This window comes from Streptomyces sp. NPDC026417 (assembly GCF_055567695.1).
On sequence record NZ_JBVHPY010000005.1, the window covers coordinates 289,516 to 312,939 of the forward strand.

Genomic DNA, 23,424 nt, shown 5'->3' on the forward strand with positions numbered 1-23,424 from the left:
GGGGCCGGGGTGCGACTAGTTGACGTTCACGGCGGTCCAGGCGGCCTTCACGGCCGCGTACTCCGTGCTGGTGGAGCCGTACAGTGCCGAGGCCGCCGACAGGGTGGCGGTGCGGGCGGCCGCGTACTTGGTCGTCGACGTCATGTAGGTCGTCAGCGCCTTGTACCAGATCTGCAGGGCCTTGGCCCGGCCGATGCCGGTGACCGCGGAGCCGTTGTAGGTGGGGGAGTTGTAGGTCACCCCGTTGATCGTCTTGCTGCCGCTGCCCTCGGACAGCAGGTAGAAGAAGTGGTTCGCGACACCGGACGAGTAGTGCACGTCCTTGCTGCCGACCGTGGAGGACCAGTAGTCGGCGGAGCCGCCGTCCTTGCTGGGCTTGTCCATGTAGCGCAGCGGCGTGCCGTCGCCGTTGATGTTGATCTTCTCGCCGATGAGGTAGTCGCCGACGTCGCTGCTGTTCGCGGCGTAGAACTCGACGCCGGTGCCGAAGATGTCGGAGGTCGCCTCGTTCAGGCCGCCGGACTCGCCGCTGTAGTTGAGCCCCGCGGTGTTGGAGGTGACGCCGTGGCTCATCTCGTGGCCGGCCACGTCGAGCGAGGTGAGCGGGTGCGTGTTGCCCGACCCGTCGCCGTAGGTCATGCAGAAGCAGCCGTCGTCCCAGAACGCGTTGACGTAGGCGTTGCCGTAGTGGACGCGCGAGTAGGCGCCGACGCCATTGTTCTTGATGCCGCTGCGGTTGAAGGTGTTCTTGTAGAAGTCCCAGGTCTTCTGGGCTCCGTAGGCGGCGTCGGCGGCGGCCGTCTGGTCGGTGGTGGAGCTGGAGGCGGTGCCGGTGCCCCACACGTCGTCGGCGTCGGTGAAGAGCGTGCCGGTGCCGGACGTGCCGTGCTTTAGGTTGTAGGTCTTGTGGCCGCCGCGCGTGCCGTCCGTCAGGTTGTACGTCGAACCCGACAGGGTGGTGGTGAGCGAGACGGAGCCGGAGTACAGGGTCTTGCCGGTGCCGGTCTCGATGCCCTGGTACTCGTAGAGCTTCTTGCCGGTGGCCGCGTCGGTGACGACGTGCAGCTCGTTCGGGGTGCCGTCGTCCTGGAGGCCGCCGACGACGGTCTCGTAGGCGAGGGTCGGCTTGCCGTCGGCCGCCCAGATCACCTTGCGGGGCGCGCGGTCGGCCTCGGTCTTCTCGGAGCCGGCGGCGTCGGCCGCGGACACGGCCTGCTTCTCGGCCTTCGCGGCGCTGACGGCCGGCGTGAGCGAGGCGACCTTGATGGCGGCCTTCGTCGCCTTGGTGACGCCCTTGGTGCTGCCGGACTTCGTCTCGTGGACGACCAGGTCGCCGCCGAGGACGGGGAGTCCGGCGTAGGTGCGCTCGTAGCGGGTGTGGACCGTGCCGTCGGCGTCCTTGACGACGTCTCTGACGACGAGCTTCTCCTTGGCGCCGAGGCCTATCGCGTCCGCGGTCCGCGTGACGTCGGCCTGGGCGTTCTTGATCAGGGTCGTGCGGGCCGCCGCGGACAGCTGCACCGGGGCGGCGGCGGGGGCGGACGTGCCCGTGGGGGAGGAGGGGGCCTGGGCGGACGCGCCGGTGGTCATACCGGTGGTGAGGAGCGCTCCGGCCGCAACGGCGGTCGCGATGGCCAGAGTGGTGCGCTTGTGACGCGCGTAGAGGGGGGTCACGCAAGCTCCTTATGTGGGGGCGACCGGGCGGCGTGGGGTAGCCGTCCGGAAGTACGAAGGTGCGGTGCGGGAGTGCCGTGCGGTGGAAAGAGTGGCACCTGGGGCGCGTACATGTCAGGAGTACAAGCAAAGCTTGGCCGGAAACCGTCCGTTGAGTGAATACGCCTGTACGCAATGCGGAATCGATCTTGCTTCAAGAGGCAACCAAGCCAGGGTCAGGGCAGGGTAAAAGAGGGCGCCGCCCCGGGGAGTCGAACCACCGGGACGGCGCCCTGTCCTGTGCGTGACCGCGGACGGTACGCGGAGCTGCCTACGGGAAGGTCAGCTTCCAGCTGTTGATGTAGCCGGTGTCCTGCGCCGCCTGGTCCTGGACCTTCAACTTCCAGGTGCCGTTGGCGACTTCGGAGGACGCGTCGACCGTGTACGTGGTGTTCACGTTGTCCGCCGAGTCGGAGGAGCTGAAGTTCTTCAGCCGGTAGGCGGTGCCGTCCGGGGCCACCAGGTCGATGACGAGGTCACCGCGCCAGGTGTGCACGATGTCCACCCCGACCGCCAGGTTCGACGGAGCGTTGCCCGCGCGCCCGGAGACCGTGACCGAGGACGTGACGGCCGCGCCGTTGTCCGGAATCGATACGTCGGCGGTGTTCTCGAACGACGTGCCGCCGCCTCCGCCGCCACCGGAGCGGGCGCCGACGGCCACGGCCGCCCACGCGTCCTGCACCGCCTTGTACTCGGCGCCGGTCGTGCCGTACAGCTCACCCGTCGCCGCGAGCGTCCCGGTGCGGGCCGCCGCGTAGTTGGTGGTCGAGGTGAACTTGGTGGTGAGCGCCCGGTACCAGATCTGCAGCGCCTTGTCCCGTCCGATCCCGGTGACCGGAAGGCCGTCGGCGGTCGGCGAGTTGTAGCTGACGCCGTTGATCACCTTGGCGCCGCTGCCCTCGGACAGCAGGTAGAAGAAGTGGTTCGCCGGGCCCGAGGAGTAGTGGACGTCGATCGAGCCGATCCCCGAGTACCAGTTGTCCTTGGACGCGCCGTCCTTGCTGGGCTTGTCCTGGTAGCGCAGCGGCGTGCCGTTGCCGTTGATGTCGATCTTCTCGCCGATGAGGTAGTCACCGACGTCGGAGGAGTTGTTGGCGTAGAACTCGACGCCGGTGCCGAAGATGTCGGACGTCGCCTCGTTCAGACCGCCGGACTCGCCGCTGTAGTTCAGACCCGCGGTGTTGGAGGTGACGCCGTGGCTCATCTCGTGGCCGGCCACGTCGATCGACGTCAGCGGCTTTGCGTTGCCCGACCCGTCGCCGTACGTCATGCAGAAGCAGCCGTCGTCCCAGAACGCGTTGACGTAGGCGTTGCCGTAGTGGACGCGCGAGTAGGCGCCGACGCCGTTGTTCTTGATGCCGCTGCGGTTGAAGGAGTTCTTGTAGAAGTCCCACGTGACGGCCGCGCCGTAGTGTGCGTCGGCCCCCGCGGTGGCCGCGTTCGACGTGGTGCCGTTGCCCCAGGTGTCGCTGGTCTGGGAGAACAGCGTGCCGGTGCCGGACGTGCCGCGGTTCAGGTTGTACGTCTTGTGACCGCCGCGCGCGCCGTCGTTCAGCGTGTACGTCGAGCCCGAGAGCGTCGTGGTCAGCGGCACCGTGCCGCTGTACTGCGTGTTGCCGGTGCCGGTCTCGATGCCCTGGAACTCGTACAGCTTCTTGCCGGTGGCCGCGTCGGTGACGACGTGCAGCTCGTTCGGGGTGCCGTCCTCCTGGAGGCCGCCGACGACGGTCTCGTAGGCGAGGGCCGGCTTGCCCTGGGCCGCCCAGATCACCTTGCGGGGCGCGCGGTCGGCCTCGGTCTTCTCGGAGCCTGCGGCGTCGGCCGCGGACACGGCCTGCTTCTCGGCCTTCGAGGAGCTGATGGCCGGCGTGAGCGAGGCGACCTTGATCGTCGCCTTCGTCGCCCTGACGACGCCCTCGGTCTTCCCGGACTTCGCGGTGTCGACCACCAGGTCGCCGCCGAGGACGGGGAGTCCGGCGTAGGTGCGCTCGTAGCGGGTGTGGAGCGTGCCGTCCTTGTCCTTGATGACGTCACGGGCGACGAGCTTTTCCTTGGCCCCGAGGCCCAGGTCCTTGGCGGTGTCCGCCTTGGCGGCGTCGGCGTCGCGTATCAGCTCGGCCCGCTGCGAGGGCGTGAGCTGCACGGCGACGGAACCGGGATCGATCTTCCCGGCCGCCGGCTTCGCGGGGGAGGCGCTCGCGGCGCCCGACTGGACGGCCGCGGTGAGCAGCGCGGTGACGCCGACGAGCGCCACGGCGGTGGCGCGGCGGCGGGCGGTGTGGGAGGTGCGTCTGTGGGAGGTGCTGCTTCTCAACACTGACTCCTTCTGCGTGGCCGCGGGTCGCACGGCCAGGGGAGACCGGACGATGGGTGACCCGTCCGGGCAGAACAGGGCGGTACGCAAAGCCAGGTGCACAGGAGGTTGCGCCACGGCACAGCAAAGGTGCTGTGAGGTTGCTGTGAAGCGGCCGTGGGAAGAGTGGCAGCAGATTGCGCTGTCTGTCAGGGGCGCATCAAGAAGTTGGCCGGAAACCGTTCGTTGTCCGGATGGTCATGTTCGGTATACGAACTGGTCGTTCGGTCAGGCCAGACTGTCCTGCCATGCCTGGTGGAGGTCGGCGAAACGGCCGGTGTCCACGACGAGTTGGTCCGGCGTTCCGTCCTCGACGATCCGGCCGTGCTCCATCACCAGAACCCGGTCGGCGATCTCGACCGTCGACAGCCGGTGGGCGATGACGACGGCCGTGCGGCCGTGCAGCACGGTCGACATCGCGCGCTGGACGGCCCGCTCGCCCGGGATGTCCAGGGAGCTGGTCGCCTCGTCGAGGATCAGCACCGCGGGGTCGGCGAGCAACGCCCGCGCGAACGCCACGAGTTGGCGCTGCCCGGCCGAGATGCGCCCGCCGCGCTTGCGCACGTCGGTGTCGTAGCCGTCGGGCAGCGCGCTGATGAAGTCGTGGGCTCCGATCGCCCTCGCGGCCCGCTCGATCTCCTCGCGGCCCGCGTCCGGACGGCCTATCGCGATGTTCTCGGCGACCGTGCCGGAGAACAGGAACGCCTCCTGCGTCACCATCACCACGCCGCGCCGCAGTTCGGCGTTGGCGAGGTCGCGCAGGTCGACGCCGTCCAGGAGGACCCGCCCCTCGGACGGGTCGTAGAAGCGGGCCAGGAGCTTGGCCAGGGTGGACTTGCCCGCGCCGGTCGAGCCGACCACGGCGACCGTCTGGCCGGCGGGCAGCGTGAGATCGAAGCGGGGCAGGACCTCGCCGCCGGTGCGGTAGGCGAACCGGACGCCCTCGAAGACGACCTCGCGGCCCGGGTGTTCCGAGGCGGACTCCGGCAGGTGCCGGGGCGTCGAGGGCTCCGGCACCGCGGGCGTCTGGGCGAGCAGCCCGGCGATCTTCTCCAGCGATGCCGCGGCCGACTGATAGGAGTTGAGGAACATGCCGAGCCGGTCGATGGGGTCGTACAGACGGCGCAGATAGAGCACCGCGGCGGCCAGCACCCCGAGCTCCAGCGAACCCGACGCCACCCGGTACGCGCCCCACAGCACGATGCCCGCGACCGCCGTGTTGGCGACCAGGCGCGAGCCCGTGACATAGCGGGCCATCTCCAGCAGCGCGTCGCCGTTCGTCCGCTCGTGACGGCGGTTGAGGACCCGGAACTCCGCGTCGTTGGCCGCCTCTCGGCGGAAGGCGCGGACTGGCCTGATCCCGTTCATCGTCTCCGCGAACTTCACGATGACGGCGGCGATCGCGGTCGACCGCAGGCGGTACACCCGGCCCGCCCGGCGCTGATAGAGGCGGACCAGGAGGTACAGCGGCACGAACGAGGCCACCGCGACGGCGCCCAGGCCCAGGTCGAGCCAGAGCAGCATCGCCGAGATGTAGACGAAGGACAGGACGACCATGACGAGCTCCTGCAGCCCCTCGCTGAGCAGCTCCCGCAGGGACTCGACGTCCGTCGTCGAACGGGAGATCAGCCGGCCCGAGGTGTAGCGCTCGTGGAAGTCGATGCTGAGCGCCTGCGCGTGCCGGAAGATGCGACCGCGCAGATCGAGCAGCACGTCCTGGTTGACCCGGGCGGACGCCGCGATGAAGGCGTACTGCAGCGCCCCGGAGACGACCGAGCACAGCAGATACGCGACCGCCACCGCGATCAGCGGACCGTGGTCGTCGCGGCGGAACGCCGGTACGGCGCGGTCGATGGCGTAGGCGACCAGCAGCGGACCGAGCTGCACGGCCGCCTGCTGGACCAGGAGCAGCACGGCCGCCACCACGACACGCGCCTTCAGCGGGGCGAGGAGCGAGCGCAGCAGTGCCGCCGTCGCGCCCGGGGGAGTGGGCAGGACATCGCGGTCGAACGGGTCCTCGTGCCCGGCGGCCGCCCGCGCGGGCGGGTCCTCTTCCCCGGCCGGGTCCTGGTCCGGCGCGGTCGTCGTGGGCGCCGCCGTCATCGGTGGTCCTCCTTGCTGCGGGTGCCGGCGTGCTCGGGCCGGGGGGAATCGGTGCGCGCGCCGCCGCGCACGGAGCACAGGGCGGTGCCGGCGCCCCGTCCGCCGTCGGCGGTGTCCTCGGTGCCCGACATCAGCCAGGCGTACTCGGCGTTCGAGCGCAGCAGTTCGTGATGGGTGCCGACCGCGGCGATGCGGCCGCCGGAGAGCAGGGCCACCCGGTCCGCGAGCAGCACCGTGGACGGGCGGTGCGCGACGACCAGCGCCGTCGTGCGGGCCAGCACCCGGCGCAGGGCCGCCTCCACCGCGGCCTCCGTGTGGACGTCCAGCGCCGAGAGAGGGTCGTCCAGGACGAGGAACCGGGGAGTGCCGACGACGGCCCGCGCCAGGGCGAGACGCTGGCGCTGACCGCCGGACAGGCTCAGACCCTGCTCGCCGACCTGGGTGGCGGTGCCCTGGGGGAGCGCGTGGACGAAGTCGGCCTGCGCGACGGCCAGTGCGCGCTCCAGCTCCGCCTCGCCCGCGGTGTCCTCGGCGCCCATCAGGACGTTCTCGCCGACGCTCGCCGAGAACAGGGTCGGCTCCTCGAAGGCCACGGCGACGAGGTCGCGCAGCGTGGCCCGGGGCATCCGCGTGATGTCCTCGCCGTCGAGCGTGATGCGGCCCGACGTCACCTCGTGCAGCCGGGGGATGAGAGCCGTGAGCGTCGTCTTGCCGGAACCGGTCGCGCCGACGAGGGCCATCGTCTCGCCGGGGCGGATGTGCAGGTCGACGTGGTCCAGGACCGGGGCCGCGCCCGCGGGGGCGTCCGGGTAGCGGAAGCGCACGTCGTGGAACCGGATTCCGCCGGTCCCGTCCTGCCCGGCGCCGCTCGGAGAGGCGTCACGGGCGCCCGGGTCGGCCGACTCCGGCTCGGCGTCCATCACCTCGAAGTAGCGCTGCGTGGCCGTCGCCGCCTCCTGGCTCATGGCCAGCAGGAAGCCGATCGAGTCGATGGGCCAGCGCAGGGCGAGGGCCGTGGACAGGAAGGCGACCAGGGTGCCCGCGGAGAGGTCCCCGTCGGCCACCTGGACCGTGCCGAGCACCAGGGCCGCGCCGATGGCGAGTTCGGGCAGGGTGACGATGACGGCCCAGATGGAGGCGAGGAGCCGGGCCTTGACCAGTTCCGTGCCGCGCAGGGTCCGCGACAGGTCCCGGAAGGCGCGGGCCTGGCTCCGGTGCCGTCCGAAGCCCTTGATGATGCGGATGCCGAGGACGCTCTCCTCGACGACGGTCGTCAGATCGCCCACCTGGTCCTGGGCCTGCCGCGCCACCTCCGAGTAGCGCCGCTCGAACAGCCAGCAGACCAGGACCACGGGCAGGACCGGGGCCAGCAGCACCAGCCCGAGCGTCCACTGCTGGAGCAGCATGATGGTCATGCCCGCGAGGATCGTCACCCCGTTGACCAGCAGGAAGGTCAGCGGGAAGGCCAGGAACATGCGCAGCAGCATCAGGTCCGTGGTGGCGCGGGACAGCAGCTGCCCGGAGGCCCAGCGGTCGTGGAAGGCGACCGGGAGCCGCTGCAGATGCCGGTACAGGTCCGCCCGCATCGACGCCTCGACGCCCGCCAGCGGCCGCGCCACCAGCCAGCGCCGCAGCCCGAACAGCAGCGCCTCCGCGAACCCGAGCAGCAGCAGGTACAGCGCCCCGAGCCACACTCCGCGCGGATCGCGGTCGGCGACCGGGCCGTCCACCAGCCACTTCAGGACGAGCGGGAAGACCAGCCCGGTACAGGAGGCGACCACCGCGACGCACGCCGCGCCGAACAGCCGCGCCCGCACGGGCCGCACGTACGGCCACAGGCGCAGCAGACTGCGCACGGTGGAGCCCCCGCCCGGGCCCGGGGGGCTCGTGCCCGCGCCGTCGTCGGCGCCGGCCCGCCCGGGTCCGCCGGCGGGTTCGTCGTGATCCTTGGTCGCTGCATCTGTCGTGGCCATCAGGGGCGAGCCTACGGATCGTCACTGACACAGCCCACCGAGTTTTGGCCGGACCCGGAACGCCCGGGCGGCCCCGGAGGCACCGCCTCCGCACCCGGCCGCGCCCACCCCCGGGCCGCCCCGGACGGAACGCCCCCGCTCCACGGGTTCCGCGCCGGACGGAACGCCTCCGCTCCACGGCTTCCGCGCCGGACGGAACGTCTCCGCCGCACGGCTCCCGTCGGCGCGGCGCCACCCGGTGCGGCTCGGCTCCCGGCCGGGCGGGACGGCCGGGCGAGACGGCCGGGCACCGCGTCGGGCGCCTCAGCCCGCGACCCGCAGCAGCAGCACCGCCCGGGCCGGCACGGTGACCGTCGTCCCGGCCCGGTGCACCACGCCCGGCGCCCGCGCCTGGTCCTCCCGGGAGGTGTCCACGACCACCTCGTACTCCGCGGCCCACGGCGGACCGGGCAGGACGAAGGCCGCCGGCCGGTCCCCGGCGTGCAGCACCGCCAGGAAGCTGTCGTCCACGACGGGCGCGCCCCGGGCGTCCCGGCCCGGTATGTCCCGCCCGGACAGGTACATCCCCAGGGTCGCGGCCGGCGCGTACCAGTCCCGCTCCGTCATCTCGGTGCCGCGCGCGGTGAACCAGGCCAGATCGCGCAGCCCGTCCGCCGAATGGGCCCGCCCGGAGAAGAAGGACCGCGTCCGGAGCACCGGATGCTCGTGCCGCAGGGCGATCAGACGTGACGTCAGGTCGAACAGGGCCCGCCACCCGGGGTCCTCCAGCTGCGACCAGTCGACCCAGCTGATCTCGTTGTCCTGGCAGTACGCGTTGTTGTTGCCGCGCTGCGTCCGCCCGAACTCGTCACCCGCGACGAGCATCGGCACCCCCGTGGAGAGCAGCAACGTCGTCAGCAGGTTCCGCAACTGGCGTCGGCGCAGGGCCCGTACGCGCTCCTCGTCCGTCTCGCCCTCCGCCCCGCAGTTCCACGCGCGGTTGTCGTCGGAGCCGTCCCGGTTGCCCTCGCCGTTGGCCTCGTTGTGCTTGCGCTCGTACGACACCATGTCGCGCAGGGTGAAACCGTCGTGGGCCGTCACGAAGTTCACCGACGCGTACGGCCGCCGCCCGCCCCAGGCGTACAGGTCGCTCGATCCCGACAGCCGGTACCCCAGGTCGCGTACGTCCGGCAGCGCCCCGCGCCAGAAGTCCCGCACCGCGTTGCGGTACCGGTCGTTCCACTCCGTCCACAGGGGCGGGAAGGCCCCCACCTGGTATCCCCCCGAGCCCACGTCCCACGGCTCCGCGATCAGCTTCACCCGGCGCAGCACCGGGTCCTGCGCGATGACGGCCAGGAACGGGGACAGCATGTCGACGTCGTGCATCGAGCGGGCCAGCGCCGCCGCCAGGTCGAAGCGGAAGCCGTCCACCCCCATCTCCGTCACCCAGTACCGCAGCGAGTCGGTGATCAGCCGCAGCACGTGCGGCTGCACCACGTGCAGGGTGTTGCCGCAGCCCGTGTAGTCCGCGTACCGCCGGGCGTCCGACTGCAGCCGGTAGTAGCCCCGGTTGTCGATGCCGCGCAGCGACAGCATCGGGCCCAGCTCGCTCGCCTCCGCCGTGTGGTTGTAGACGACGTCGAGGACGACCTCGATGCCGGCCGCGTGCAGCGCGCGCACCATCCGCTTGAACTCGCCGACCTGCTCGCCCCGGGTCCCGGTCGCGGAGTAGGCCGCGTGGGGGGCGAAGTAGCCGATCGAGTTGTACCCCCAGTAGTTGCGCAGGCCCCGGCGCAGCAGATGGTCCTCGTGGGCGAACTGGTGCACCGGCAGCAGTTCCACGGCCGTCACGCCGAGCGCCGTCAGGTGCGCGATCGCCGCCGGGTGCGCCAGGCCCGCGTACGTGCCGCGCAGGTCCTCCGGGATGTCCGGGTGCAGCCGGGTGAAGCCCCGCACGTGCAGCTCGTAGATCACCGAGTCCGACCACGGCGTCTTGGGCCGGTGGTCGTCGGCCCAGTCGTCGTCGTCGTGGACGACGACCCCCTTGGGGACGTACGGGGCCGAGTCGCGGTCGTCGCGCACGGTGTCCGCGACATGCTGCTGGGGCCAGTCCCGGACGTGCCCGTACACCTCGGGCGGCAGGCTGAAGTCGCCGTCCACGGCACGCGCGTAGGGATCGAGGAGCAGCTTGGCCGGGTTCCAGCGCGCGCCGGTCCACGGGTCCCAGCGGCCGTGCACCCGGTAGCCGTACCGGCGGCCGGGGAGCACGCCGGGGACGAAGCCGTGCCAGATCTCGTGCGTCAGCTCGGTGAGTTTGACGCGGACCTCGCTCGCCCCGCCGCCCCGGTCGTCGAAGAGGCACAGGTCCACGGCCTCCGCGCCGCCGGCCCACAGGGCGAAGTTGGTGCCCGCGACACCGTCGGGTCCGACCCGGAAGCGTGCCCCGAGCGGAGTCGGGGTACCCGGCCACACGGGCACGACGGGCGCCGCCCGCTGCGTGCCGTTCCTCGGGGGAGCGGACTGCGTGGGCAGTCCACCGCCCGCGGCATGTCCCTCCTGGACTGCCTCCTGCTCGGGTGCGCTCGACACCGGTCAGCCTCCCGCGGCTCGATGGGGAGCGACAAGAAAAGGGCCCCGTGGCGTCCCGGCCGCGGTTCCCCGTCGCGTCGTCCTCCCCACTGTTCTGCCCACCGCGTGGCTCGCACTCACGTTTCCCCAGGAGGGGCATGGTCGTTGGGTCCGTCGTGATGCACGTAACGACGCGCGCGCGACGCGCCGGGGCCGCGCTGGCCGCCGCACTGACATGGGCGGCCCTGCTGGCCGCCGCCTCCGGCTGCACCTCGAACGGGATGGACGAGGTGCTCGGCAAACCCCGGTCGCCCGAGGACGTCATCCACGTCTCGCCGGGCGACGACAGCAAGGGGGTGCGGCCCGGGCGGGAGCTGAGGGTACGGGTGCCGAGCGGGCGTCTGGAGTCGGTGAAGGTCGTCAAGGTCCAGGACGCGCAGGAGTCCGTGGTGCCCGGCCGGGTCACGGACGACGGCCTGACCTGGCGGCCGGACGAGCACCGGCTCGCCCTCGCCGCCAAGTACACCGTGGACGTGGTGGCGCTGGACGGCCACGGGCGCCGCTCGGCCCGGCACACGACCTTCACGACGGCGGTGCCGGACGAGCGGTTCATCGGGTACGTGGCGCCGGAGAACCGCTCCACGGTGGGCACCGGGATGATCGTCTCCCTGGAGTTCAACCGGGAGATCCAACGCCGGGCCGCCGTCGAGCGCGCGATCAGGGTGAGCGCCGTCCCGCCGGTGGAGATCCGCCCGCACTGGTTCGGCAGGGACCGGCTCGACTTCCGGCCCGAGACGTACTGGAAGCCGGGGACCAAGGTGACGGTGGCGCTGCGGCTGCGCGACGTCGAAGGGGCGCCCGGCGTCTACGGGTTGCAGGACAAGACGTTCGCCTTCACCGTCGGCCGCAGTCAGGTGAGTCTCGTCGACGCCGCCGAGCACACCATGGAGGTACGCCGCGACGGCGACCTCCTCGCCACCGTGCCGATCACGGCGGGCGCCCCCAAGACCACGACGTACAACGGGAAGATGGTCGTCACCGAGATGCTGGAGGTGACCCGGATGAACAGCCGCACGGTCGGCTTCGGCGGCGAGTACGACATCCCGGACGTCCCCCACGCCATGCGCCTCACCAGCTCCGGCACCTTCCTGCACGGCAACTACTGGGCGCCGGACGCCTTCGGCAACACCAATGTCAGCCACGGCTGTGTGGGCCTGAAGGACGTCAGGGGCGGCAGTTCGCGCTCGCCCGCGGGCTGGTTCTTCGACCGCAGTCTCATCGGTGACGTCGTCGAGGTCGTCCACAGCAAGGACAAGCGGGTCGCACCCGACAACGGTCTCGGCGGCTGGAACATGGGCTGGAAGCAGTGGAAAGCGGGCGGCGCGGTGAAGTAGCCCGACATACGGGTACGTACAGAGCGGCCTCCGGCTCGTCTCGAAGACAGTTGAACTTGGGACTGAACAGTGACAATCCCAGGGATCCATCCCTCCTGGCGGTGTGATTAATTAGCGCGATACGCGCGTGGGACGCGCCGGGGTGCGGGCCTGATCAGGCCGTGCGAGGGGAGAACGACTTTGAACGGGCGACCGATATCGGGGGCGTCGGTTGGCGCGCGGGCACAGCGGAACAAGGGGGCCCTGGCACTCGTGCTGGGTGTCCTGTTGTGTGCGGTGACCGCGTGCGGCGGGGGCGGGGGCACGGACTCGGGGTCCGGCCGGAGCAAGGGCGGTTCGGGGACGGCGGACACGAAGGCGTCGCAGGCCGTCGTGACGATCGCGCCCAAGGACGGCGCGGACGACGTGAAGACCAGCGGCGCCCTCAAGGTGACCGCGGCCAAGGGCAAGCTGACCGAGGTGAAGGTCGAGGACACCAAGGGCAGGACCGTCGAGGGGAAGATAACCGGCGGGGGCGCCACCTGGACGCCCTCGACCCACCTCGCCTCGGCCACCAAGTACACGGTCCACGCGGTGGCCAAGGACGCCGACGGCCGGGAGGCCGCCGAGGAGTCCGCGTTCACCACGCTGAACCCGAAGAACACCTTCGTCGGCATCTACACGCCCGAGGACGGTTCCAAGGTCGGCGTGGGCATGCCGTTCTCGGTCCACTTCACCCGGGGCATCACGCACCCGGAGGACGTCGAGAAGGCGATCAGGATCAAGACCGAGCCCGCGGTCGACGTCCAGGGGCACTGGTTCGGCAACGACCGCCTGGACTTCCGTCCCGAGGAGTACTGGAAGGCCGGCACGAAGGTCACCGTCGAGTTCAACCTCGACGGCGTCGAGGGGCGGCCGGGCGTGTACGGCAAGCAGGCGAAGACCGTGAAGTTCACGATCGGCCGCAGCCAGGTCTCCACCGTCGACGTCAAGACCAAGAAGATGACGGTCAAGCGTGACGGAAAGACCATCAAGACCATCCCGGTCACCACCGGCAAGCCCGGTTACGACACCTGGAACGGCCAGATGGTCATCAGCGAGCGCCTGCGGGTCACCCGGATGAACGGCGAGACCGTCGGTTACGGCGGCGAGTACGACATCAAGGACGTCCCGGACGCGATGCGCCTGACCAACTCGGGCACCTTCATCCACGGCAACTACTGGGGCGGCGACGCCTTCGGCAACTACAACGCCAGCCACGGCTGCGTCGGCCTGCGGGACGTGCGCGGCGGCGGCGACCGGAGCGTGCCCGCCGCGTGGTTCTTCGACCACTCGATGGTCGGTGACGTGGTCGTCGTGAAGAACTCCCACGACAAGACCGTGGCCCCGGACAACGGGTACAACGGCTGGAACATGTCCTGGGAGAAGTGGACCGCCTAGGACCGTCCGCCCGTCCACGGGCCCGGTGTGCTGCTGTGACCGAGCACACCGGGCCCGTCGGCGTTAACGCCCACTAACCTGCTCCCATGACTGTGCATCTCGAAGTCGCCGAAGGCGTCGGCACCATCCGCCTCGACCGTCCGCCGATGAACGCGCTGGACGTCGCCACCCAGGACCGGCTCAAGGAACTCGCCGAGGAGGCCACGCGCCGCACCGACGTGCGCGCGGTGGTGCTGTACGGCGGCGAGAAGGTGTTCGCGGCCGGCGCGGACATCAAGGAGATGCAGGCCATGGACCACGCGGCGATGGTCGTGCGGTCCCGGGGCCTGCAGGACTCCTTCTCCGCCGTCGCCCGCATCCCCAAGCCCGTCGTCGCCGCGGTCACGGGCTACGCGCTCGGCGGCGGCTGCGAGTTGGCGCTGTGCGCCGACTTCCGCATCGCCGCGGACAACGCCAAGCTCGGCCAGCCGGAGATCCTGCTCGGCCTGATCCCCGGAGCCGGCGGCACCCAGCGCCTCTCCCGGCTGATCGGCCCCTCCAGGGCCAAGGACCTCATCTTCACCGGCCGCATGGTCCGGGCGGACGAGGCGCTGACCCTCGGGCTGGTCGACCGGGTCGTCCCCGCGGACGAGGTGTACACCCAGGCGCACGCGTGGGCGGCCGGGCTGGCGCAGGGGCCGGCCCTCGCGCTGCGTGCCGCCAAGGAGTCCATCGACGCGGGTCTGGAGACCGACCTGGAGACGGGCCTCGCCATCGAGCGGAACTGGTTCGCGGGGCTGTTCGCGACCGAGGACCGCGAGCGGGGCATGCGGAGCTTCGTGGAAGAGGGGCCCGGCAAGGCGAAGTTCCTCTGATCGCACCGCAGTTGATGTCGAGATCCACTTGCAGTTGACGCGACGTCTCACCCGGTGTCCCCCGTAGGGCTGGTTTATGTCCGCCTTAAGACAACCTTAAGGGCGACTGAACGGCCACCTCCGGTGCCTGCCCTTGCGGGCAGGGAATCCGCAGGTCGCGTGAGCTGTGGCCGGTCTTGAATTACCTGTGGCATATGCCGGACGGCAGCTGCGGAACGAGCGGTTCCGGGGGGCGTATTCCTTCGGAACCGCCCCGTAGGGGCCCACGGGCGGCCATGATGGTGCCATGGCGGGGCTGGAGGGTGTCGAACAGCCGCGGCGGCACGCGAGTGCGACCGCGGCGCGCTGGTCGCCGGCGGTGGAGGACGAACGGGCGCTGAAGGCGCTGGAGTTGTTCGGCAATCCGACGGAGGGCGAGGTGCCCCTGCCGTCCCGCCCGGAGTCGGCGGCCACGGCGCGGCGGCTCGCCCAGGTGGTGGTGCTGCGCCACTGGGGGCTCTCCCCGAAGATGACCGAGGACGCGGTCCTGCTCGTCTCCGAACTCGTCGGCAACGCCGTACGGCACACCGGCGCCCGGGTCTTCGGCCTCCGGATGCGCCGCCGGCGCGGCTGGATCCGCATCGAGGTGCGCGACCCCTCCCGGGGGCTGCCCTGTCTGATGCCGGTGCAGGAGATGGATCTGAGCGGGCGGGGACTCTTCCTCGTCGACAAACTCTCGGACCGCTGGGGCGTCGATCTGCTGCCCCGCGGCAAGACGACCTGGTTCGAGATGCGGGTCGCCGACCGCTGACGGGGGCTCCGCCCGGGGGCAGGGCCCTCCGTACCGGCCGCGAGGCCCCGTCGCCGCGCTTCTGCGCGTACCCTGCCGGGCTCCCCTCCCCGGACCCCGCTCCTCAAGCACCGGAGGGGCCGAAACACCCCGGCGGGGCATCGGGCCGTATCCCCGGATCGCGACCCGTGGTCGTCGTTCAACAGGTCAATATGCCTATTTCGGGTCGTATCGGCCTTAAATGGTGCAGGTGACCACGACCGACCGCCGTTCGGCGCTGTGCGCGGGCGCCGGGCTCGCCGCAGCCGGGGCCCTCGCCACCGCGTGCTCCTCGAAAGGGGCCGCCGCGCACCCGGGCGACCCCGCCCGCGCCCCGGACACCTCGGACTCCCGTGCCGCCTCGCCCACGCCCAGCGCGCGCCCCGCGCCGGCGCCCCGGCACTTCCCGGGGCAGCCCGTGCAGATCGAGCACGGTCCCCGCACCCGGCCCCGGGTCGCCCTCACCTTCCACGGCCAGGGCGACCCCGGCATCGCACGCTCCGTCCTGGACGAGGCGGAGCGGGGCGGCGCCCGCGTCACCGTGCTCGCCGTCGGCAGCTGGCTCGACGAGCACCCGGAGATGGCCCGGCGCGTCCTCGACGGCGGACACGACCTCGGCAACCACACGCTGCGTCACCTCGACATCAACGCGATGTCCGAGGCGGACGCCTACGCCGAGATCCGGGGCTGCGCGGACCGGCTGCGCCGGCTGACCGGGTCCGTCGGCACCTGGTTCCGCCCCTCCCGCACGCCGCACGCCACACCGCTGGTGGAGCGGGTCGCCCGCCGCGCCGGCTACCCGCACGTCCTGTCGTACGACGTCGACTCCCTGGACTTCACCTCGCCGGGCGCCGCCACCGTGACCCGCAAGGTCATGGGCGAGGTCCGCGCCGGATCCGTGGTGAGCCTGCACTTCGGGTACGCGGACACGGTCGCCGCACTCCCCGCCGTCCTGCACGAACTCGACCGCCGCGGACTGCGCGCGGTGACCACCACGGAGCTGCTGAGCTGATGACCCGCAAACGGAACCTCACCCAGCGCGCCCTGCTCGCGGGCGCCGTTCTCACCGCACTCGCCGGATGCGCCGGCGGGTCCGGGGACCACGCCGACGAGGCCCTCGGCACCAAGGCGGCCGTCAGGCCCCCGCAACCGCCGCAGGCCAAGGGGCTGCCCGGCATGCCGCCCGTGCTGGACCCGACCGACGTCTACGCGGCCGACCGCCCCGGCAAGCTCTCCCCGGTGGTGAAGGACTTCCCCTCCCGGGTCTACGTCCCCAACACCAACTCCAACACCGTCTCGGTCATCGACCCGGCCACGTACGAGGTCATCGAGACGATCCCGGTCGGCTCCCAGCCCCAGCACGTCGTCCCCTCCTGGGACATGAAGACGCTGTGGGTCAACAACGACAAGGGCAACACGCTCACGCCCATCGACCCGAAGACCGGCCGGGCGGGCAAGACCGTCGACGTGCACGATCCGTACAACCTCTACTTCACGCCCCACGGCAAGTACGCGATCGTGATGGCCTCGCTCGACCGCGAACTCGTCTTCCGGGACGCCCACACCATGAAGCGCGTCAAGACGGAGCCGGTCAACTGCTACGGCGTCAACCACGCCGACTTCTCGGCCGACGGCCGCTACTTCATCGTCTCCTGCGAGTTCAGCGGCGAGCTGCTCAAGGTCGACACCGAGAAGATGAAGGTCGTCGCCCAGCAGAAGCTGCCGTTCGACGGCGCCATGCCGCAGGACGTGAAGATCTCCCCGGACGGCAAGAAGTTCTACATCGCCGACATGATGGCCCACGGCATGTGGGTGCTGGACGGCGACAAGTTCACCGAGCCGACCCTGCTGCCCACCGGCAAGGGCTGCCACGGCCTCTACGTCAGCCGCGACTCGCGCGAGATGTACATCTCCAACCGGGGCGAGGGCACCGTCTCCGTCTTCGACTTCGCCCAGAACCGGCTGACCAAGAAGTGGCACCTGCCCGACGGTGGCAGCCCCGACATGGGCGGTGTCTCCGCCGACGGCAAGGTGCTCTGGCTCTCCGGACGGTACGACTCGGAGGTGTACGCCATCGACACCCGCACGGGCGCCCAGCTCGCCCGCATCAAGGTCGGCAGCGGCCCGCACGGTCTCGCGGTGTACCCCCAGCCCGGCCGCTACTCCCTCGGGCACACCGGCATCTTCCGCTGACCCGCGGTGGCGGGCTTCCCGGGGATGCCGGCGTCCGTGCGGGACGAGCCCCACCGGCCACGCTCCGAGCCGGCGCCGGGAGAGGTCTCACCGGGCGGCCAGGAGTGCCTCCGCCCCGACCGGGCGGTAGCCGGCCGCCTGGAACGCCCGCACACTGCGGGCGTTCCCCGCAGCCTGCTGGGCCCACACCGGTTCGCCCGCGCTCAGGTGCCGTGCCGCCACCGCGAGCGCCCGGCCCAGCCCCCGGTGCCGTGCCGACTCCGTCACTTCGACCGCCGCCTCCAGCCGCCCGGCGACCCCGCGCCCCAGGACGAGCACGCCCCCGTCCGCCGCCCACACCCGCACGTCGTCGCGCCGGCCGCGCGCCCGGGCCACCCGGGGATGGCCCGGATCGTCGATCTCCGCCAGCGCGAGCGGCGGCTCCCCGGGCAGCGGCGCGGCCACGGTCAGCAGGTCGATCGTGTCGGTGGACCGCCCGGTGCGGTCCATGAACGCCGCGAGGAAGCGCGGGTTCATGGTCGCCGCCAGCGGATCGCAGTCCAGGGCGCGCACCGCCGCGTGCACCCACGCCGGATCCTCGTCGGTGAACACGACGGAGTGCGCCGTGAAGGCGAGGACGCCCGCGTCACGTGCGCAGTGCTGCGGTACGACGGTGACGGAGCCGTCGGGGGGCGGGAAGACCCCCCGGGCCGCCGCGTCCAGGATGTCCCGCAGAGTGCCGGCCACGGTGCCGTCCCCTTCCCTCGTCTTCCCTCGTCCCGAGTCCCGGCCCCGTGACGCCGGGCCGCACTCCATGATCGGCCACGGTGCCGGGCGTCCCGGAGCCCGCCCGGGTGGGTGCCGCGCCGGGTGCGCGGGCGGACCGTTAATCTGACCTCCGTCAGTAGGGCCGCAGGGCCTGCATGCAGCACGAAGAAGGGGCGGATCCGGTGGCGGACATCGAGGAAGCACGCAAGGCGTTCGAGCGGATCGACGCGGACGGGGACGGCTTCGTGACGGCCGCCGAGTTCAAGACCGCTCTCGCCCAGGGCGGGGACTGGAACGTCACCGAGTCGGTGGCGGAGGCCGTGATCGCCTCCCGCGACATCGACGGAGACAAGCTCCTCTCGTTCGACGAGTTCTGGGCCCACCTGAACAAGTGAGCCGACGTCGCGAGGGGCGCCCGCCGCAGCACGGGGGGCGCCCCTCCGTCGTCCCCGCCCGCCCGGGAACACCCGGGCATCGCACCGGCCCCGGGCCGTCCGCCGGTGCGACCGGCCGACGGCGTCTTCCGGCCGGCGTCACCCGGTCGCACGACGCCGCGGAATAGCCCGCCGGGCCGGGAGGTTGGTGCTCCGCGTCAGCAGGAACCCGAGTCCCGGAAGGGCGAGCCATGAAGATCGGCATCATCGGAGCGGGCAACATCGGCGGCAATCTCACGAGGCGCCTCACCGCGCTCGGCCACGAGGTCTCCGTCGCGAACTCCCGCGGCCCCCACACCCTGACCGCCCTCGCCGAGGAGACCGGGGCGACCCCCGTGCCGGTCGAGGAGGCGGCGCGCGGTGCCGAGGTCGTCGTCGTCACGGTGCCCCTGAAGGCGGTGCCCGACCTGCCGTCCGGCATCCTCGACGGCGCCGCCGAGGGCGTAGCGGTGATCGACACCGGCAACTACTACCCGCAGCAGCGCGACGGCCGGATCGCCGGGATCGAGGACGAGGGACTGACCGAGAGCGGCTGGACGGCCCGGCAGATCGGCCACACCGTGATCAAGGCCTTCAACGGCACGTACGCGCAGGACATCCTGGACCGCGGCCGCCCGGCGGGCGACCCCGACCGGATGGCCCTGCCGGTCGCCGGTGACGACGAGGCGGCCAAGCGCGTCGTCCGCGCCCTCGTCGACGAACTCGGCTTCGACACGGTCGACGCCGGCGGCCTGGACGACTCCTGGCGCCAGCAGCCGGGCACCCCGGTGTACGGGCTGCGGGCCGGCGTCGACGAGGTGACGAAGGCGCTCGCCGAGGCACCGGCGGAACGCCCGGCGGACTTCCGCGGCTGAGCGCCGCTCAGACGATGCGCAGCGGCCGGTGCGGCCCGTCCGGCAACTCGACGGCGATCGGGTCCCCGGGCCGCACCGTGCCGCCTGCCCGGACGACGCTCATGACGCCGGTCCGGTGGAGCACGGGGCCGCCGCCCGTGTCCCGCCCGACGACCTCCTTGAGCAGGCCCTTGGCGAAGCCGTCGATCTGCGCGCACGGATTGCGCAGACCGGTGATCTCGACCACCGCCTCGTCGCCGAGCCGCAGCAGCGCCCCGGCCGGCAGGCCCAGCAGATCGATCCCACGGGTGGTGACGTTCTCCCCGAGCTGCCCGGCCGCGACGTCGAACCCGGCCGCGCGGACCTCGTCGAACAGTTCCTCGTGGATGAGGTGCACCTGCCGCAGATTGATCTGCGAGGGGTCCTTGCGCATCCGGAACCGGTGCTTGACGGTCACGCCCGCGTGCACGTCCCCCTCGACGCCGAGCCCGTCGAGCAGCCTGATGCTCTCCCGGTTCGGCTTCTCGTTGCGGCTGACCGCGGTCACTGTCCCACCCATGCCGCGAAGCCTACGGGTTCGCCCATTCCCGCAGCTCGGCGGCGCCGGCGAAGCGCGCCACGTCCTTGTCCAGGGGATCGTCGGTGTACTGGTGGAACGTCCAGTCCGCCTTGATCCTCGGCTTGCCCGCCGTCACGTAGTCGGCGATCCACAGCCCGTCGCCCGCGTACGACGTCGTGTCGACGTTGAGCCAGAAGTTGCGGTTGCAGTACAGGACGACCCGGTGGTCGGGCCGGAGCTCCTTCAGCTTGCGCAGGAAGCGGTCCTTGTCCGCGTTGCTCGCGTGCGTGCCGTCGCCCGTGGTCTCCCAGTCGACGGCGAGGATGTCGCCCGCCCGGTCCGGGGCCTTGCCGAGGAAGTACTCGGCCTGGGCGGTGATGTTGCCCGGCCACAGGAAGTGGTAGAAGCCGACGACGCAGCCGGCGTCACGGGCCCGCTTCACCTGGGCGTTCAGCTTCGGGTTGACGTACGAACGGCCCTCCGTCGCCTTGACGAAGACGAAGGAGAGACCGTCGGTGGAGAAGGACGACGACTGGTAGGCGCTCACGTCGATGCCGCGCAGCATGGCGACTCCTGGTGCGTGGGGGGAGGAAGGGAGGAGCAAGGGGGGGAGCGGCGGAAAGCGCCGACTCCCTTGCTTTTTCCCTCACTTCCGGGGGCCCACCCCTATACGCACCACCGGGGGTTCAGCACTCGATGATGTTCACCGCGAGTCCGCCGCGCGCGGTCTCCTTGTACTTGACGGACATGTCCGCGCCTGTCTCCTTCATGGTCTTGATGACCTTGTCGAGGGAGACCTTGTGCGAGCCGTCGCCGCGCATGGCCATCTTCGCCGCGGTCACGGCCTTGACCGCGGCCATGCCGTTGCGCTCGATGCAGGGGATCTGGACCAGGCCGCCGACCGGGTCGCAGGTCAGGCCCAGGTTGTGCTCCATGCCGATCTCGGCGGCGTTCTCGACCTGTTCGGGGCTGCCGCCGAGGACCTCGGCCAGCGCGCCGGCGGCCATGGAGCAGGCGGAGCCGACCTCGCCCTGGCAGCCGACCTCGGCGCCGGAGATGGAGGCGTTCTCCTTGAAGAGCATGCCGATGGCGCCGGCCGCGAGCAGGAAGCGCACGACTCCCTCCTCGTCGGCGCCGGGCACGAAGTTGATGTAGAAGTGCAGGACGGCGGGGATGATGCCCGCGGCGCCGTTGGTGGGCGCGGTGACGACCCGGCCGCCCGCCGCGTTCTCCTCGTTCACGGCCATCGCGTAGAGGGTGATCCACTCCATGGCGTGGGCCAGCGGGTCGCCGTCCGCGCGCAGCTGGCGGGCCGAGACGGCAGCCCTGCGCCGCACCTTCAGGCCGCCCGGCAGGATGCCCTCGCGGGACATGCCGCGCGACACGCACGCCTGCATCACCCGCCAGATGTCCAGGAGCCCCTCGCGGATCTCCTCCTCGGTGCGCCAGGCGCGCTCGTTCTCCAGCATCAGCGCGGAGATCGACAGGCCGGTCTCCCGGGTCAGGCGCAGCAGCTCGTCGCCCGTGCGGAAGGGGTACTTGAGGACCGTGTCGTCCAGCTTGATGCGGTCCTCGCCCACCGCGTCCTCGTCGACCACGAAGCCGCCGCCGACCGAGTAGTAGGTCTTTGACAGCAGCTCCTTGCCGTCGGCGTCGTACGCCCACAGCGTCATGCCGTTCGCGTGGTAGGGCAGCGCCTTGCGGCGGTGCAGGACCAGGTCGTCGTCGAAGGAGAAGGCGATCTCGTGCTCGCCGAGCAGGGTGAGGCGGCCGCCGGTGCGGATCGCCTCCACCCGGTCGTCGGCGCCCTCCACGTCCACGGTCCGCGGCGAGGCGCCCTCCAGGCCCAGCAGCACCGCCTTGGGGGTGCCGTGGCCGTGGCCGGTCGCGCCCAGGGAGCCGTACAGCTCGGCGCGTATCGAGGCCGTCGGGGCCAGCAGGTCCTCGTTGCGCAGTCGGCGGGCGAACATGCGGGCCGCGCGCATGGGGCCGACCGTGTGGGAGCTGGACGGGCCGATGCCGATCGAGAACAGGTCGAAGACCGAGATGGCCACGGGGGACTCCTAAGGGTTTCGGCGGACGCCGTTGTCAGCCGGTCGTGCGGGGCGGTGCATGCGGCGGGGCACCGCGCTCTGCTTCCAGTGTGCGCGGTGCCCCGGACGTTCGTACGAAGGAAGACGGTGCCACGAAAAGACGCGTACGGCAAAAAAGCGTACGAATCTACTTCAGGCCGGGGTACAGCGGGTGCTTGTCGGCCAGAGCGGACACCCGGGCCTTGAGCGAGTCCGCGTCGTACGACGGCTTGAGCGCCTCGGCGATGATGTCCGCGACCTCGGTGAAGTCCTCGGCCCCGAAGCCGCGGGTGGCGAGGGCGGGCGTGCCGATGCGCAGGCCGGAGGTGACCATGGGCGGGCGCGGGTCGTTCGGCACGGCGTTGCGGTTGACCGTGATGCCGACCTCGTGGAGCCGGTCCTCGGCCTGCTGTCCGTCCAGCTCGCTGTTGCGCAGGTCGACGAGGACGAGGTGCACGTCCGTGCCGCCCGAGAGGACGTCGACGCCGACGGCCCTGACGTCGTCCTGGACCAGGCGCTCGGCCAGGATCCGGGCGCCGTCGAGGGTGCGCTGCTGGCGCTCCTTGAAGTCGTCCGTGGCGGCGACCTTGAAGGAGACGGCCTTGGCCGCGATGACGTGCTCCAGCGGTCCGCCCTGCTGACCGGGGAAGACGGCGGAGTTGATCTTCTTCGCCAGCTCGGCGGTGGAGAGGATCACGCCGCCGCGCGGGCCGCCCAGGGTCTTGTGCGTGGTCGTGGTGACCACGTGCGCGTGCGGCACCGGGCTGGGGTGCAGGCCCGCCGCCACCAGACCGGCGAAGTGCGCCATGTCGACCATGAGGTACGCGCCGACCTCGTCCGCGATCCGGCGGAAGGTGGCGAAGTCCAGCTGCCGCGGGTAGGCGGACCAGCCGGCCACGATCAGCTTCGGCTTCGATTCCTTGGCCAGCTTCTCGACCTCGGCCATGTCGACCTGGCCGGTGGCGTCGTCCACGTGGTACGCGACCACGTTGTAGAGCTTGCCGGAGAAGTTGATCTTCATGCCGTGGGTGAGGTGCCCGCCGTGCGCGAGGTTCAGACCCATGATCGTGTCGCCCGGCTTGAGCAATGCGAACATCGCGGCCGCGTTGGCCTGGGCGCCCGAGTGCGGCTGGACGTTGGCGTGCTCGGCACCGAAGAGCGCCTTCACGCGGTCGATGGCGATCTGCTCGACCACGTCGACGTGCTCGCAGCCGCCGTAGTAGCGGCGGCCCGGGTAGCCCTCGGCGTACTTGTTGGTGAGGACCGAGCCCTGGGCCTCCATGACCGCGACCGGAGCGAAGTTCTCCGAGGCGATCATCTCCAGGGTGGACTGCTGGCGGTGCAGCTCGGCGTCGACGGCGGCGGCGACGTCCGGGTCGAGTTCGTGGAGGGGCGTGTTCAGAAGCGACATCAGTCGGGAGT

At 71.4% G+C, this 23,424-nt stretch carries 17 protein-coding genes and 1 pseudogene; 8 read left to right on the forward strand and 10 right to left on the reverse strand.

The genetic code is table 11. From position 1 onward, the window contains the following. Window positions 1-15: 15 nt before the first annotated feature. The 5 genes from ACZ4NT_RS10875 to glgX all read right to left on the reverse strand — a co-directional run bounded on the left by ACZ4NT_RS10875 (window position 16) and on the right by glgX (window position 10,710). Window positions 16-1,674 (reverse strand): M4 family metallopeptidase, encoded by a 1,659-nt coding sequence (locus tag ACZ4NT_RS10875; protein WP_121406069.1) that lies wholly within the window; start codon window positions 1,672-1,674, stop codon window positions 16-18. A 310-nt stretch (window positions 1,675-1,984) separates the two neighbouring features. Further along, complete coding sequence (locus tag ACZ4NT_RS10880; protein ID WP_467724746.1) at window positions 1,985-4,027, reverse strand: M4 family metallopeptidase; 2,043 nt, start codon at window positions 4,025-4,027, stop codon at window positions 1,985-1,987. A 267-nt stretch (window positions 4,028-4,294) separates the two neighbouring features. Next, on the reverse strand, window positions 4,295-6,169 hold the full coding sequence (locus ACZ4NT_RS10885; RefSeq protein WP_467724747.1) for an ABC transporter ATP-binding protein: 1,875 nt from the start codon (window positions 6,167-6,169) through the stop codon (window positions 4,295-4,297). After that, on the reverse strand, window positions 6,166-8,142 hold the full coding sequence (locus ACZ4NT_RS10890; RefSeq protein ID WP_467724749.1) for an ABC transporter ATP-binding protein: 1,977 nt from the start codon (window positions 8,140-8,142) through the stop codon (window positions 6,166-6,168). Before ACZ4NT_RS10890 ends, ACZ4NT_RS10885 begins: the two co-directional genes overlap by 4 nt. 303 nt (window positions 8,143-8,445) lie before the next feature. Beyond that, entirely contained in the window at window positions 8,446-10,710 is a 2,265-nt protein-coding gene (gene glgX / locus ACZ4NT_RS10895; protein WP_467724751.1) for a glycogen debranching protein GlgX, read from the reverse strand. 137 nt (window positions 10,711-10,847) lie between these two features. Here glgX and ACZ4NT_RS10900 point away from each other — a divergent pair, with 137 nt between their 5' ends. From ACZ4NT_RS10900 to ACZ4NT_RS10925, 6 genes are all read left to right on the forward strand, one after another. Beyond that, complete coding sequence (locus ACZ4NT_RS10900; RefSeq protein ID WP_467724753.1) at window positions 10,848-12,083, forward strand: L,D-transpeptidase; 1,236 nt, start codon at window positions 10,848-10,850, stop codon at window positions 12,081-12,083. 180 nt (window positions 12,084-12,263) lie between these two features. Then, a complete protein-coding gene (locus ACZ4NT_RS10905) occupies window positions 12,264-13,502 on the forward strand; it encodes an Ig-like domain-containing protein (protein ID WP_121406074.1) in 1,239 nt (412 codons plus the stop codon). Between the two features lie 86 nt (window positions 13,503-13,588). After that, window positions 13,589-14,356 (forward strand): enoyl-CoA hydratase-related protein, encoded by a 768-nt coding sequence (locus tag ACZ4NT_RS10910; protein WP_121406075.1) that lies wholly within the window; start codon window positions 13,589-13,591, stop codon window positions 14,354-14,356. Window positions 14,357-14,642: 286 nt separating this feature from the next. Beyond that, entirely contained in the window at window positions 14,643-15,146 is a 504-nt protein-coding gene (locus ACZ4NT_RS10915) for an ATP-binding protein (RefSeq protein WP_183117009.1), read from the forward strand. A gap of 220 nt (window positions 15,147-15,366) precedes the next feature. Beyond that, window positions 15,367-16,176: a polysaccharide deacetylase family protein gene (locus ACZ4NT_RS10920; RefSeq protein WP_467724756.1), complete on the forward strand. Its 810-nt coding sequence runs from the start codon at window positions 15,367-15,369 to the stop codon at window positions 16,174-16,176. Further along, a complete protein-coding gene (locus tag ACZ4NT_RS10925; protein WP_467724758.1) occupies window positions 16,176-17,357 on the forward strand; it encodes a YncE family protein in 1,182 nt (393 codons plus the stop codon). The genes ACZ4NT_RS10920 and ACZ4NT_RS10925 overlap by 1 nt, the downstream gene beginning before the upstream one ends. 87 nt (window positions 17,358-17,444) lie before the next feature. Here ACZ4NT_RS10925 and ACZ4NT_RS10930 read toward each other — a convergent pair whose 3' ends face one another. Further along, entirely contained in the window at window positions 17,445-18,083 is a 639-nt protein-coding gene (locus ACZ4NT_RS10930; RefSeq protein WP_183117010.1) for a GNAT family N-acetyltransferase, read from the reverse strand. A gap of 203 nt (window positions 18,084-18,286) precedes the next feature. Here ACZ4NT_RS10930 and ACZ4NT_RS10935 point away from each other — a divergent pair, with 203 nt between their 5' ends. Further along, window positions 18,287-18,499: an EF-hand domain-containing protein gene (locus ACZ4NT_RS10935; protein ID WP_121406080.1), complete on the forward strand. Its 213-nt coding sequence runs from the start codon at window positions 18,287-18,289 to the stop codon at window positions 18,497-18,499. Window positions 18,500-18,696: 197 nt separating this feature from the next. Further along, window positions 18,697-19,392, forward strand: a pseudogene (locus tag ACZ4NT_RS10940) (NADPH-dependent F420 reductase); the annotation flags it as partial. A 7-nt stretch (window positions 19,393-19,399) separates the two neighbouring features. On the opposite strand, the gene ACZ4NT_RS10945 reads toward ACZ4NT_RS10940, so the two are convergent. The 4 genes from ACZ4NT_RS10945 to glyA form a co-directional block, all read right to left on the reverse strand. Beyond that, window positions 19,400-19,930, reverse strand: coding sequence for an MOSC domain-containing protein (locus ACZ4NT_RS10945; protein ID WP_467724760.1), 531 nt, complete (start codon window positions 19,928-19,930; stop codon window positions 19,400-19,402). A gap of 10 nt (window positions 19,931-19,940) precedes the next feature. Further along, window positions 19,941-20,495, reverse strand: coding sequence for a glycoside hydrolase family 25 protein (locus ACZ4NT_RS10950; protein WP_121406083.1), 555 nt, complete (start codon window positions 20,493-20,495; stop codon window positions 19,941-19,943). Window positions 20,496-20,616: 121 nt separating this feature from the next. Beyond that, the gene (locus tag ACZ4NT_RS10955; RefSeq protein WP_121406084.1) at window positions 20,617-21,984 is read right to left on the reverse strand and encodes an L-serine ammonia-lyase; all 1,368 of its coding nucleotides are present in this window, start codon (window positions 21,982-21,984) and stop codon (window positions 20,617-20,619) included. Window positions 21,985-22,150: 166 nt separating this feature from the next. Then, window positions 22,151-23,413 (reverse strand): serine hydroxymethyltransferase, encoded by a 1,263-nt coding sequence (gene glyA / locus ACZ4NT_RS10960; RefSeq protein ID WP_467724763.1) that lies wholly within the window; start codon window positions 23,411-23,413, stop codon window positions 22,151-22,153. Between the last annotated feature and the right edge of the window lie 11 nt (window positions 23,414-23,424).

Bases quoted from the DNA above. Each gene is read 5' to 3' on its own strand.
- ACZ4NT_RS10885 (WP_467724747.1), bottom strand. From the start codon at position 6,169: ATGACGGCGGCGCCCACGACGACCGCGCCGGACCAGGACCCGGCCGGG.
- ACZ4NT_RS10890 (WP_467724749.1), bottom strand. From the start codon at position 8,142: ATGGCCACGACAGATGCAGCGACCAAGGATCACGACGAACCCGCCGGC.
- ACZ4NT_RS10900 (WP_467724753.1), top strand. From the start codon at position 10,848: ATGGTCGTTGGGTCCGTCGTGATGCACGTAACGACGCGCGCGCGACGC.
- ACZ4NT_RS10910 (WP_121406075.1), top strand. From the start codon at position 13,589: ATGACTGTGCATCTCGAAGTCGCCGAAGGCGTCGGCACCATCCGCCTC.
- ACZ4NT_RS10915 (WP_183117009.1), top strand. From the start codon at position 14,643: ATGGCGGGGCTGGAGGGTGTCGAACAGCCGCGGCGGCACGCGAGTGCG.
- ACZ4NT_RS10920 (WP_467724756.1), top strand. From the start codon at position 15,367: ATGGTGCAGGTGACCACGACCGACCGCCGTTCGGCGCTGTGCGCGGGC.
- ACZ4NT_RS10925 (WP_467724758.1), top strand. From the start codon at position 16,176: ATGACCCGCAAACGGAACCTCACCCAGCGCGCCCTGCTCGCGGGCGCC.
- ACZ4NT_RS10945 (WP_467724760.1), bottom strand. From the start codon at position 19,930: ATGGGTGGGACAGTGACCGCGGTCAGCCGCAACGAGAAGCCGAACCGG.
- ACZ4NT_RS10950 (WP_121406083.1), bottom strand. From the start codon at position 20,495: ATGCTGCGCGGCATCGACGTGAGCGCCTACCAGTCGTCGTCCTTCTCC.
- glyA (WP_467724763.1), bottom strand. From the start codon at position 23,413: ATGTCGCTTCTGAACACGCCCCTCCACGAACTCGACCCGGACGTCGCC.